The 12,480-nt window shown below is 47.6% G+C and carries 11 protein-coding genes and 11 tRNA genes; 20 read left to right on the forward strand and 2 right to left on the reverse strand.

Features of this window, described 5'->3' with window-relative positions:
• Position 1 precedes the first annotated feature (1 nt).
• From ACWGOO_RS19525 to yajC, 19 genes are all read left to right on the forward strand, one after another.
• A tRNA-Asn gene (locus tag ACWGOO_RS19525) sits at positions 2-77 on the forward strand.
• A gap of 3 nt (positions 78-80) precedes the next feature.
• A tRNA-Ser gene (locus ACWGOO_RS19530) sits at positions 81-172 on the forward strand.
• 18 nt (positions 173-190) lie between these two features.
• Positions 191-262 (forward strand) — tRNA-Glu (locus tag ACWGOO_RS19535).
• A gap of 6 nt (positions 263-268) precedes the next feature.
• Positions 269-344 (forward strand) — tRNA-Val (locus ACWGOO_RS19540).
• 32 nt (positions 345-376) lie between these two features.
• A tRNA-Met gene (locus ACWGOO_RS19545) sits at positions 377-453 on the forward strand.
• A 28-nt stretch (positions 454-481) separates the two neighbouring features.
• A tRNA-Asp gene (locus ACWGOO_RS19550) sits at positions 482-558 on the forward strand.
• 27 nt (positions 559-585) lie between these two features.
• A tRNA-Lys gene (locus ACWGOO_RS19555) sits at positions 586-661 on the forward strand.
• Between the two features lie 35 nt (positions 662-696).
• Positions 697-771: transfer RNA gene (locus tag ACWGOO_RS19560), tRNA-Gly, on the forward strand.
• A gap of 5 nt (positions 772-776) precedes the next feature.
• Positions 777-853, forward strand: a tRNA-Arg gene (locus ACWGOO_RS19565).
• A gap of 13 nt (positions 854-866) precedes the next feature.
• Positions 867-946: transfer RNA gene (locus ACWGOO_RS19570), tRNA-Leu, on the forward strand.
• Between the two features lie 7 nt (positions 947-953).
• Positions 954-1,027 (forward strand) — tRNA-Pro (locus ACWGOO_RS19575).
• Between the two features lie 118 nt (positions 1,028-1,145).
• A complete protein-coding gene (locus tag ACWGOO_RS19580; protein ID WP_452486139.1) occupies positions 1,146-1,850 on the forward strand; it encodes a BofC C-terminal domain-containing protein in 705 nt (234 codons plus the stop codon).
• Positions 1,851-2,087: 237 nt separating this feature from the next.
• Positions 2,088-2,591 (forward strand): crossover junction endodeoxyribonuclease RuvC, encoded by a 504-nt coding sequence (ruvC, locus tag ACWGOO_RS19585; RefSeq protein ID WP_452486141.1) that lies wholly within the window; start codon positions 2,088-2,090, stop codon positions 2,589-2,591.
• Positions 2,588-3,202, forward strand: a complete 615-nt coding sequence (ruvA, locus tag ACWGOO_RS19590) for a Holliday junction branch migration protein RuvA (RefSeq protein ID WP_452486143.1) — start codon at positions 2,588-2,590, stop codon at positions 3,200-3,202. Before ruvC ends, ruvA begins: the two co-directional genes overlap by 4 nt.
• A 50-nt stretch (positions 3,203-3,252) precedes the next feature.
• Positions 3,253-4,260 (forward strand): Holliday junction branch migration DNA helicase RuvB, encoded by a 1,008-nt coding sequence (ruvB, locus tag ACWGOO_RS19595; RefSeq protein WP_452486145.1) that lies wholly within the window; start codon positions 3,253-3,255, stop codon positions 4,258-4,260.
• A gap of 276 nt (positions 4,261-4,536) precedes the next feature.
• A complete protein-coding gene (locus ACWGOO_RS19600; RefSeq protein ID WP_452486147.1) occupies positions 4,537-6,630 on the forward strand; it encodes a SpoIID/LytB domain-containing protein in 2,094 nt (697 codons plus the stop codon).
• Positions 6,631-6,637: 7 nt separating this feature from the next.
• Positions 6,638-7,666 carry a tRNA preQ1(34) S-adenosylmethionine ribosyltransferase-isomerase QueA gene (gene queA / locus ACWGOO_RS19605; protein WP_452486148.1) on the forward strand — a complete coding sequence of 343 codons (1,029 nt, stop codon included), beginning with the start codon at positions 6,638-6,640 and terminating at the stop codon, positions 7,664-7,666.
• Between the two features lie 20 nt (positions 7,667-7,686).
• Positions 7,687-8,826 carry a tRNA guanosine(34) transglycosylase Tgt gene (gene tgt, locus ACWGOO_RS19610; protein ID WP_452486150.1) on the forward strand — a complete coding sequence of 380 codons (1,140 nt, stop codon included), beginning with the start codon at positions 7,687-7,689 and terminating at the stop codon, positions 8,824-8,826.
• A 34-nt stretch (positions 8,827-8,860) separates the two neighbouring features.
• Positions 8,861-9,193: a preprotein translocase subunit YajC gene (yajC, locus tag ACWGOO_RS19615; protein WP_452486152.1), complete on the forward strand. Its 333-nt coding sequence runs from the start codon at positions 8,861-8,863 to the stop codon at positions 9,191-9,193.
• 115 nt (positions 9,194-9,308) lie between these two features.
• Here yajC and ACWGOO_RS19620 read toward each other — a convergent pair whose 3' ends face one another.
• Complete coding sequence (locus tag ACWGOO_RS19620) at positions 9,309-9,698, reverse strand: TIGR04086 family membrane protein (RefSeq protein ID WP_452486154.1); 390 nt, start codon at positions 9,696-9,698, stop codon at positions 9,309-9,311.
• A gap of 205 nt (positions 9,699-9,903) precedes the next feature.
• On the opposite strand from ACWGOO_RS19620, the gene ACWGOO_RS19625 reads away from it, so the two are divergent.
• Positions 9,904-10,683 (forward strand): YetF domain-containing protein, encoded by a 780-nt coding sequence (locus tag ACWGOO_RS19625; protein ID WP_452486234.1) that lies wholly within the window; start codon positions 9,904-9,906, stop codon positions 10,681-10,683.
• Between the two features lie 5 nt (positions 10,684-10,688).
• Here ACWGOO_RS19625 and spoVB read toward each other — a convergent pair whose 3' ends face one another.
• Complete coding sequence (spoVB, locus tag ACWGOO_RS19630; RefSeq protein WP_452486156.1) at positions 10,689-12,263, reverse strand: stage V sporulation protein B; 1,575 nt, start codon at positions 12,261-12,263, stop codon at positions 10,689-10,691.
• Positions 12,264-12,480 lie beyond the last annotated feature (217 nt).

Consider the following 12,480-nt stretch of genomic DNA (forward strand, 5'->3'; position numbering starts at 1 on the left):
TTCCCTGATAGCTCAGTTGGTAGAGCACTCGACTGTTAATCGAGTTGTCACAGGTTCGAGTCCTGTTCGGGGAGCCATATGGAGAGGTGTCCGAGCTGGCCGAAGGAGCACGATTGGAAATCGTGTAGGCGCCAAAAGCGTCTCGAGGGTTCGAATCCCTCTCTCTCCGCCAGATATTATTTATTAGTAAGGCCCGTTGGTCAAGCGGTTAAGACACCTCCCTTTCACGGAGGTAACAGGGGTTCGATTCCCCTACGGGTCATAATATGGAGGCTTAGCTCAGCTGGGAGAGCATCTGCCTTACAAGCAGAGGGTCGGGGGTTCGATCCCCTCAGCCTCCACCATTTATTTAGTATATAGTATTCTTTAGTATTATCGCGGGGTGGAGCAGTTCGGTAGCTCGTCGGGCTCATAACCCGAAGGTCGCAGGTTCAAATCCTGCCCCCGCAACCAATTAAATTTATTAATGGAACATTATTATGGAACTGTGGTGTAGAGGCCTAACATGCCTGCCTGTCACGCAGGAGATCGCGGGTTCGAATCCCGTCAGTTCCGCCATTTTACAAAGTTATACTACTCTGTTAAGAGCCATTAGCTCAGTTGGTAGAGCACCTGACTTTTAATCAGGGTGTCGAAGGTTCGAGTCCTTCATGGCTCACCATTCATGAAATTATATCTCATGAATATCATTGTATTGCGGACGTGGCTCAGCGGTAGAGCATCGCCTTGCCAAGGCGAGGGTCGCGGGTTCGATTCCCGTCGTCCGCTCCATATTTGCGCCCTTAGCTCAGCTGGATAGAGCGTTTGACTACGAATCAAAAGGCCGGGAGTTCGAATCTCTCAGGGCGCGCCATTTAACTTCATAAGCCGGTGTGGCGGAATTGGCAGACGCGCGCGACTCAAAATCGTGAGGGAAACCGTGGAGGTTCGAGTCCTCTCACCGGCATATATTTCGGGATGTAGCTCAGCTTGGTAGAGCACCTGGTTTGGGACCAGGGGGTCGCATGTTCAAATCGTGTCATCCCGATTCAAAAAGAAAGTCGCTTGAAGAAGCGGCTTTTTTTGTTGTGTTTATTGTCTTTTTTTGTATAAATCAGTAATCGTCAGGCCACACTAACTCAAAAAGTGGGACGGAAGGGATTACTGTGAAGCGATTAAGCTGGAAAAAACAAATTAAACAACGCTGGAAGCAGTGGAGAAAAACGGTGTGGGCCTGTACTATTTTGGGAACGGCTTGTTTGCTGGCAGGTTTAGGTATCCTGTTTTCACGTCATATGCAGACTATGCTGTCACAGCCCCTCGCTTCTACCGTTATGACGGACGTTGATACGGAGGAGCTTTCACACACGAGTACGGCTGAAGTACGTTCTTCGCAGATGCAGGTATTGCAAAGTATCCGTGCTTCAGGCATCAGCAGGAAGACTCATTTGTTAACTACCTATGTGTGTGGCACAGAGACACTTTCCTTGGGAACGTTAAGTTCGCAGCAGTTAGAGAGCTTGCTGAAGCAGCATCCTGATTGGAAGGGACGGTTAAATACCAGTGGCGAGGTGTGGCTGGAGCGTAAGGTGGAGGATTTGTCGGAGTTATGCAAACAGCACGCCTACATGGGTATGAGTATGGATGGACAGCTTACTTTGTTTGAAGGACCGCCTAAAAAAGAAAAAGTAATTCGGACTTTCTTTCAGCTGGATGTAGGATCAATGGAGACATCTCTGCCCGAGGGAGTGTATGAGCAGCTCCAGCAGGGAATCCGTGTGCAGGATATGAACGAATACAACAGTGTGATCTCCACTTTTAGTGATTTTGCGGTGGAGCGAACACAGCGGGTATTGAAGCAGCAATATTGATTATATGCAAGAGGGAGGCGTGTAGGCTTTGCCCTTTAGGGGTGAGGCTTACAACGTCTCTTTTTTTGTGCTGAACTTAGAGTTAAACTTTTTACTCTATTAGATGCAAAGTTTTGTTATAATGGAATGAACGACACATATGTTCGCTTTGTTTAGTGTTTGGCAATGATTGTGGTTTTGATATTGACCGTTGATGGCTAGTTAACGCCGTATTTTGGCGATAGGGGAGAGATTTTTTTGCGTTTTCTAGGAATTGATCCGGGTATTGCAATTGTGGGCTTTGGATTTGTGGACAAGATCGGCAGTAAGGTGGTTCCTGTTCAATATGGCTGTATCCAGACGGAGGCCCATACACCGGAAGAAGAGCGGTTGCTTCATGTGTATGAAGGCATGCTGCAATTGATTGATAAATATAAACCTGATGCGGTAGCGCTCGAGAAGCTTTTTTTTAATCGTAACGTAACAACCGCAATGTCTGTGAGTCAGGCGCGCGGCGTGCTAGTGCTGGCTGCGAAACAACGTGGTCTGCCTATAGGGGAATATACGCCTATGCAGGTTAAACAGGCTATTGTAGGGTATGGAAAGGCTGAGAAGATGCAGGTACAGGAAATGGTAAGAATGTTTCTGAAGCTTCAAGTCGTGCCCAAACCGGATGATGTGGCGGATGCTTTGGCAGTAGCTATTTGTCATGCGCATTCATATGGACTAAATTCAAAATTAAATGAGGTATTGCGAAAATGATAGATTTCTTGCGGGGTTCTGTGGCTCACTTGGAAAATGAATATGTCGTTTTGGATGTGCAGGGTGTCGGGTACCGGGTATTTTGTCCGAATCCTTATGCCTTTGCCAAAAAGGAAGGGCCTGTTGTCATTTATATTCATCATCATGTAAGGGAAGATGCTATTTTATTGTTCGGGTTTGGGACTCGTGAGGAACAGCAGTTGTTCCGTAAGCTGATTGATGTATCCGGAATTGGACCGCGTGTGGCGCTAGGCATTTTGGGAGGCGGTACACCTACTCATGTGGTAACGGCAATCTATCAGGAGAACATCGCATTTCTCACCAAGCTGCCGGGTATCGGTAAAAAGACAGCACAGCGCATGATTCTGGATTTGAAGGACAAGCTGGACGGCATCGGCTCAGTCGGCATCGCGACGGGATTGTTTGCGGAGCCTGTCGTGGAAGAGGGCGAGGGTTCCTATTGGAGCGAGGCACGAGAAGCGCTCAAGGCGCTGGGCTACACAGATGCGGAGCTGGATAAGGTATGGAGCAGAATGAAGAAAGACGCGAAACCTGATGAATCTGCCGATATTTTGATGAAACGGGCTTTGCAACTGTTGTTTGCCGGATAGGACGATGATGTCCGTAAAAGAAGTCTGGTGAAAAGGAGGAGCGATGGAATATGGATGACCGGATTATTTCCGCCAATTTGATGATGGAAGACCAGACGGCGGAGCTAAGCCTTCGCCCCCGTTATCTGAATGAATATATCGGGCAAAATCAGGTAAAAGAAAATTTGAAAATATATATTGAAGCAGCCAAGATGCGTAAAGAGGCGTTGGATCATGTGCTGCTTTACGGTCCGCCTGGATTAGGCAAAACGACGCTCGCCAATATTATCGCTAACGAGCTAGGCGTTAATTTACGCACGACCTCAGGCCCGGCAATTGAAAGACCTGGAGACTTGGCAGCGTTGCTGACTAATCTTCAAGAGGGCGATGTTTTGTTCATTGACGAGATACATCGCCTGCACCGTACGGTGGAAGAAGTCATGTATCCGGCAATGGAGGATTTTGCGCTGGACATTATGATTGGTAAAGGCCCGAGTGCGCGTTCAGTCCGTCTGGATTTGCCGCCCTTTACGCTTATCGGGGCTACTACGCGCGCTGGGCTGCTTTCTGCGCCGTTGCGTGACCGATTTGGTGTCATTAGTCGGTTGGAGTTCTATACGACAGACGAGCTGGCCTACATCGTATCAAGGAACGCGGATATTATGGAGATTGAGATTGTCGGGGATGCAGCCGAGGAAATCGCATTGCGTTCACGGGGGACGCCACGGATTGCGAATCGGCTGTTAAAAAGGGTGCGTGATTTTGCCCAAGTTGCCGGGGATGGTATTATTCATTCAGAGTTGGCCGCAGAGGCGTTGAAGAGACTGCAAATTGATCCGCGCGGACTGGATGAAATTGATCATAAAATGCTTAAGGCGATGATTCATTCATTCCGTGGCGGGCCTGTGGGATTGGACACAATTGCAGCGACCATTGGTGAAGAAAGTCAGACGATCGAGGACGTGTATGAGCCATATTTGTTGCAAATCGGCCTTCTGCAAAGAACGCCGCGGGGACGAATAGTGACTCCGGCGGCTTATGCTCACCTCGGAATTCCCATTCCGACGGATTCACGGTGAGCAGGGAGTGTGTATTTTTATCACATGAGAACAGGCAGTATCGCCTCATACACAGAAAAATGTAGCTGAGATTAGTTTTTAACGTGATTACACGGATATACAAACATGATATTGCAGGACGGATGGTATGGGGAAAGAGAGTGCGTGAATTAAGATTTGAGCGGGTTCAAGTTTAGGTGTATTTCGCCGATGAATTGAAAGGGACAGGTATGAGCCAGGTTTCCGCCAAATCATGCAGTATGCGTGCTATGACAGCCAGAAATGGGGGAGCTAGAAATGAGTGGAAACGCGTTGAATCGAAACACAATTTTCGGCGTATGGGCGGGTCGGGCCAAACGGGCAACAGCGGCTATGGTATTAGCTGTAGTTTGCTTGCCTTGGTCTCCAACTGTTCACGCCGCTGCCGCCCAAGAGGATATTCGTGTAGTGATTTTTGCGGATCTGGGCAGCAAATATAAAGCGACTGTACCCGCTGTAACCTTGAAATCATCAGGGGGTTTGAGTGTCGGACAAAACAGTGGGGGCAGTTTTCAGGCCTGGACGGGACTTCCGGACAGCATGGCCCGTTTTAGTGTAGACAGCTATCGGGTGAAGGTACTTGAAGGAAATGAAGCGGCTGCGATAAAAGCGGCTCAAGTGTTGCAGAAGACCAATGATAAACCGACGGTTTTTATTGGCTCGAAAAACGGTAGCTCTGTCTATCAGGTGTATGCGGGAATATATGCGAGTGAACCGGCGGCGCAGGCTGCTGTACAGCGCATTTCTACTGCAACTGGAGCACAGGCCGAAGTTACGGGGAACAAGCATTGGTCTACGGGGAACTACGGAAGTGAACAAGAGGCCAATCTCGTCCGAACGACGATTGCCGCCGCAGGGTTTGATGCTTTTACCGTAATTCAATCGAGAGGTCAATATGCTGTGTGGGTCGGTGAAGAGAGTAATGATAGCAAGTTGTCCGCTTTGAAAACAGAACTGGAAAGCAAGCAACCGCGACTTACGCTCTCTAAAGTCAACGCTACTCAAACCGGACTGATTGTGAGACAGGAAGCAGGAGTAACGACAGGCTCCCAGGTGATGACTCATTACGTGCTGAGTGGTTCTGATAATAACAAGGTAATTGTCAACGGAGGCAACGATGGAATTCAAGTGGTCGAGAGATCACAGCGTACATACCGTGGCGACATGGAGATCGGTATGACGTCAGGACAGCTGGCGCTTGTTAACGAAGTGCCGTTGGAGCAGTATTTGTATTCCGTGGTAGGAGCTGAGGTCTATTCCTCATGGCCGGATGAAGCGCTCAAGGCTCAAGCGGTGTCGGCTCGCAGCTATGCGCTTGCCCAAGGCAATCGCTTTCAGATCGGTAACGTGGTGGATGGAACGCTAAGTCAGGCTTATAACGGCAAAGGCTCGGAGCATGCGAATGTTAGCGAGGCTGTAGATGCAACCGCTGGTGAAGTGATTAAAAGTGGTGGCAAGGTGGTCGAAGCTGTATTTTCATCCAATGCGGGCGGCGTTACAGCGGATGCTTCCGAGGTGTGGAACAGTGGCGGCGAAGCGTTTGCCAGCGTAGATAGCTCAGGAGATACTTCGGCGCAAAAAGGAGCACAGGAGTGGTATCACGTGCTTCTCTCTAACGGAAAGACAGGCTATATCCGTGAGGATAACGTTAAGGAGCTGGAGGGAGTTACAGAGGCGGGGCTAGACAAAGTCACTGTGACTGCTGAAAATACCAATGTGCGTTCCATTCCTCAAATTCAATCAACTGTGGTAGCAGTAGCGAAGATACAGCCCGGTGAAGAAATGATTGTATTAGAAAAGGTACCTCAATCCGGGGACTACGCATGGGTGCGGGGGCCCTTTACGGCTGCCCAGCTTGTAAAATCCTTGCAAGGGAAAGTAACGGGCACAGTACCGTCCTCTATTGATCATCTCGATGTCACCAAACGTGGTCCGTCCGGTCGTGTGCTGGAGGTTGAAGCGAATGGATCGCCTTTGAAGGTGAAATATCCTGATATGTATCGTTCAGCGATGGGCGGATTGCCGAGCACGCTGTTTGATATTGAGAGTACCGGCAGTTATACTGTATTAGGCGCTGATGGGGCTACTACTCATGTAAATGGTGCACAGGGAACTACAATCCTGTCGGCATCAGGGAGCAGCACTTTCAGTGGTAACGGGATGATCATCATGAATGAAGATCGTCATGCGCGAGTCATCGACAAAACGCAAAGCTTTATTTTTACAGGCAAAGGGAATGGTCACGGTTTGGGTTTGTCACAATGGGGAGCCAAAGGTTTGGCTGATCAAGGGTATGATTACAAGAAAATTTTGCAACACTATTACAAAAATGTGGATATAGTTAAGGACTGACCAATATATGAACGTAAACGATTACGATTTTGAATTACCTGAAACATTAATTGCACAGACGCCTTTGCTTGATCGAAGTGCTTCCAGATTGCTGACGTTGAGCAAGGGGAGCGGTGAAGTGGGTCATCATACATTTTCAGATATTGTGCAGTATCTTCAACCGGGCGATACGCTGGTGCTGAATGATACCCGAGTGATTCCTGCGCGCTTGTTCGGTATCAAGGAAGATACGGGAGCTAAGGCCGAGGTGTTACTGCTTAAGCAACTGGAGGGTGACCGATGGGAAGCACTGGTAAAACCCGGCAAGAAGTTGAAAAAGGGCGCGGTTATCGTTTTCGGTGATGAGCTGAAAGCGGTCATTGAGGAAGAAGGAGATATGGGCGGAAGAGTGCTCTCATTCTCATATGAAGGTATTTTTCAGGAGATATTGGATCGTCTTGGACAAATGCCGCTTCCACCGTATATCAAGGAGCAACTGGATGACCGTGAGCGTTATCAGACGGTTTATGCCCGGCATGAAGGCTCAGCCGCGGCTCCAACTGCGGGGTTGCATTTTACAGAGGAATTGTTGGACCGAATTAGAGAAAAGGGCGTTTCCATTGCTTTTGTCACACTTCACGTCGGTTTAGGAACGTTCAGACCCATGTCTGTGGATACGATTGAAGAGCATGTGATGCATGAAGAATATTACTCATTGTCACAGGAAACGGCAGATGTGCTGAATGAAACGAAAGCGCGAGGCGGAAGAGTCGTGGCGGTGGGGACAACCAGTTGCCGGACGCTGGAGACGGTGGGCAATACATTCGGTGACGGACTATTACAGGCCAGCAGTGGCTGGACGCAGATTTTTATTTATCCAGGTTATGAATTCCGTGTGGTGAACGCGATGATTACGAATTTTCATTTGCCTAAATCGACATTGGTTATGCTGGTCAGCGCACTGGCGGGCAGGGAGAATATTATGCATGCTTACCAGGAGGCGATTGACCGGGAATATCGGTTTTTCAGCTTTGGGGACGCAATGTTCATTTATTAATTAAGGATGGTAGAGAAAATATGGCACCAGCAATAAGATACGAACATATTAAAACCTGTAAGCAATCGGGAGCCCGTCTCGGGCGTGTGCATACACCTCACGGGGTTATTGAAACACCAACCTTTATGCCTGTAGGGACACAAGCTACAGTTAAAACGATGAGTCCCGAGGAACTGAAGGAAATGGATGCTCAAATTATTTTGAGTAATACGTATCATCTGTTTCTTCGTCCCGGTCACGATATTATTCGTGAAGCGGGTGGGCTGCACAAGTTTATGAACTGGGATCGTCCTATTTTAACGGACAGCGGCGGATTTCAAGTGTTTTCATTGAGTGAAATGCGTAAAATTACGGAGGAGGGCGTTCATTTTCGCTCTCATTTGAATGGAGATAAGCTGTTTCTTTCGCCGGAAGTGGCCATGGAAATTCAAAACTCGCTTGGCTCGGATATTATGATGGCCTTCGATGAGTGTCCTCCTTTTCCTGCTGAATATGAGTATGTGAAAAAGTCGTTGGAACGCACCAGCCGTTGGGCTGAGCGCTGTCTGGAGGCGCACGCGCGTCCTCATGATCAAGGGTTGTTTGCCATTGTTCAGGGGGGCATGCATGAAGATCTGCGCAAGCAGAGCGCGGCAGATTTGACTTCCATGGATTTCCCGGGTTATGCTATTGGTGGACTGAGCGTAGGTGAACCGAAGCATTTGATGTATGAAGCGCTGGATTATACGCTTCCTCTGCTTCCCACTAACAAGCCACGCTATTTGATGGGCGTAGGTTCTCCGGATGCCTTGATTGAAGGCGCTATCCGTGGTGTGGATATGTTTGATTGCGTACTTCCAACACGAATTGCTCGCAACGGGACAACAATGACCAGCCAAGGCCGTCTTGTCGTTCGCAACGCCAAATATGCAAGAGATTTCGGCCCGCTTGATCCGGCTTGTGATTGTTATACCTGTCGTAATTATTCACGTGCTTACTTACGACACTTGATTAAAGCGGATGAAACCTTTGGGCTTCGACTGACAACGTATCATAATTTGCATTTCTTAATTCAATTGATGCGTAATGTCAGACAAGCGATTATGGATGACAGACTGCTTGATTACCGCGATGAATTTTTTGAGCAGTACGGTCTTCATGATAATGATAAAGGCTTTTAAGTTTTAGGGAGAGTATACGAAAGGGGGATTTAATATGTTTCAATTTGCTACAGCTGCTGCAACCGGGGGAACTGGAGGAATTTTTCAAATGATCTGGCCACTGGCTCTGATGTTTGTAATCTTCTATTTCTTGCTGATTCGTCCGAATCAGAAAAAACAGAAGCAGCGTCAAACGATGCTTCAAGCCTTGAAAAAGGGCGATAAAGTGATTACAATCGGAGGTCTTCATGGTACAATTTTGGAGATTACGGACGATGTGGTAATCTTGCGTGTGAATGATGTTACGAAGCTGACCTTTGATCGCAGCGCGATCAGCAATGCGATTGCAAAAGATACAGTTTCCGAGGAAGCTGTTTCCAAGTCATAGAATATTAGCATAACCATGCAAAAAACCGAGCCTTTGAGAAGGGCTCGGTTTTTTGTGTTGTTTAACCGCAATTGTAAGCAGTTCGTTCAGTGTGTAGTCAAAGGATCCATTTTGATTATTTACTCAGGTTAATCCCAAACATCCCGCCCCCTGCTCCAATGATAAAGGCGATCCCCAAATGCACCAAATCCTTGGCGTTCATGCCTGCATCCAGCGCCAGAAATCCGACCAGCAGCACGATTAGCCCATACAGGATGCTGGTAATGCCGCCTTGATACCAACCTTTGGTTGTAGATCTTTTACCAGCGACGAAGCCGCCAGATACCATGGCGAATGCATGAACGATGTACGTATACAACGATAAATCCTGTTCCTGCATCTGTGTCAACCACAAGAGTAGCGAAAGGATAAATGCGCCGAGCAGCATCCATGAAAAAGCATAAAACAAGCCGGATAAAATGGGATGGGCCAGACGAAACGAACACCAGCGGCGAATGAGCTCCATTGATAATTCCTCCTGTACCAAGGTTTGAACTATTATAATTCTATGGCCAAGCCTCCCGGCTTAGTACCAAGTCGTAAGCAGTCTTTTTCTTTATTTCTATAATTTAACCTTTTGTTTTTTGTATGGTTGATATGAGGAACGGTCAGAATACGTGTACAATGAACGGCGAATGTCTTGTCGCAAGTACAGGAGAGGGGCGGACATGTTGGGGCACGATATTTTGGCACATATATTTCGAACGTTGCTCATGTATTTTATTGTATTTCTGGTTATGCGGTTAATGGGTAAACGGGAGATCGGGAAATTATCCGTTTTTGACCTCGTGATATCCATTATGATTGCGGAAATCGCTGTATTCAGTTTGGAAGATATAAAGCGTCCGTTGTATGAAGGGCTGATTCCTTTGGGCGTGCTGCTGATTTTGCAGATCGGCATTTCGTACTTCAGTCTTAAAAGTCGGGGTCTGCGGCTGCTGTTCGATGGTAAGCCAAGTGTATTGTTCTCCAACGGACAAATAAACAAGGAAGAAATGCTGAAGCAACGCTACAATTTAGATGATTTGCTGTTACAACTTCGAGAACAAAATATCGAAGGCTTGGACGATGTAGAATATGTTATTTTGGAAACAACAGGTAAGCTCACGGTCATACGTAAAGATGATAACGTTGGAGATACTGAATCTGAAAAGCAGACACCGAATGTAGAGCAAACGAATTTGGCAAACAATGATCAACAGGAGAATAAAGTCACTTCTTTGCCTAAAATTAGTGGGAAGTTTAGATATGAGGGGCTTCCTATTCCGTTGATTATGGATGGCAAGGTGCTGGATCGAAATTTGGAGCGTATGGATATGAACCGTTTTTGGCTTAAAAATCAGATCCAAGCACAAGGTCATAAAGATTTTAAGGATGTTTTCTTGTGCTCGGTTAACCATAAAGGCGATGTATATATTACACCACCGGCCTTTGGGGAATCCACGGATTAAACCTGTTATGCTCTAAACCATCTTCTCAAGATGGGGATACGGGTGAGATTGTCCCAGTCGATCATTTTGGTCAGAGTCATCAGAAAAAGGTACAGAATAATGCCAAAGCCTGCGGCAAAAAGAAATTGCAGCCACATTTGATCGAAAACCGTTAGATGTCTGTAAGCATATAAGACCGCAGCCGCCATGATCATCATGCCCACACCGGTTTTCCAGAAATCAAGCAGCCGCACACGAAAACGAAGCAGTCTGCTTACACTGAAGCCATGCAAAAGGGTGACTATGGCACTGTTGATACAAATGGCGATGACAGCTCCATAGATACCGTATTGAGGCTGGGAAGCAAGCCAAACGATAAGCGTGATTTTGATAGCGGCCCCGACAAAGGTATTGAATAAGGCGCTTCCGGGACGATCCAGAGCCTGAAGTGCTGCCTGAAGCGGGGCCTGAATGTACATAAAAAGAGCGAAGGGAGCCATGAGCTTAAGCATGCCTGCAATGTCGCCATTATTATAGAGTAACAGACACAGAGGCTCTGCCAATACGTACATGATGACAGCAAATGGGGCTCCTGCAACCAAAGCAAGTCGAAGCGATTGATGCAATCGCTTATGGATGGCTGTGATTTGTCCCTTGGCAGCAGCTTCGGATAAGGAAGGTACAAGGGAAACAGCCAGCGAACTGGTGAGGACACCGGGTAGTAGTAACACAGGAATGACCATACCCTGCATAGCCCCGTATTGGGCGGTGGCCACTCCGGTGGCAATACCTGCTACGGCGAGGCTGCGCATACATAGGATAGATTCAAGCAAATAGGACAACGACCCCACAAGTCTTCCGGCTGTTACGGGAACGGATATAGACAAAAGTCGTGACAACACAGACGGTTGTTCGGAATGAGCTCCTGAAGGTAAAGATACTTCTGGTTGTAGGGGAACATGATCTCTTCGCTGGTTCCATTTGTATTGCCATAGAAGCACAATCATGCCGATGAGTTCACCCGCCAGTGCACCGAGCATCGCCCCCGCAGCAGCATAGGCCACGCCATGTGGAAGAAGTAGGGCAGCAAACCAAATGACGCAAACAATGCGCATGACAGTCTCGGCTATAGAGGAGCTTGCGGATGGAATCATATTTTGTTTTCCCTGAAAATAGCCTCTATAGGCAGAGGAAACGGCAACAATAACAATCATCGGACTCATGCTGACAAATGTATAATATACACGGCTGTCTGTCAGCAGGTGGCTTGTAATCCAGGGGGCAAAGAGAAGACAAAGCACTATGGCAAGCAGGCTGAGTGTAACAGTGAAGCGCAGGCTGGTGCGCAAAATACGCCGTGACATTTCGGGCTGGCCCGCCGTTTCAGTCTCGGCTACAAGCTTGGCTACGGCAAGCGGTATCCCCCCGGTAATAAGGGTTACCAACACGATAAAAAAGGGATACCCCTGTTGGTACAAGCCGACTCCTTCGGGACCGATAATACGTGGGAGCGCGATTCGCGGAATAAAACCCAGCAGCCGATTGATAATTCCAGCTGCTAATAAAATAATTGCTCCATGGATGAATGTCTGCTTTTTCAATCGCAACTCCCTCTTCCCCAAAAATGAATTCCGCGTCTATGTGTTACTGTAAAAGATATGCCGGACCTGTCCATGTTCATGACAAGCTTTTCCGACTAAAAGCAAGAGGGATTCAGGACAACAAGAGGGGGAGTGGTGAATTCTGCTATTGACGATCGAAATAAATGCATATATTGTTGGTTTACGGCTATTTTCGACGAAAAAGAAGGGTTTTCCA

This window comes from Paenibacillus sp. NPDC055715, from assembly GCF_053617595.1.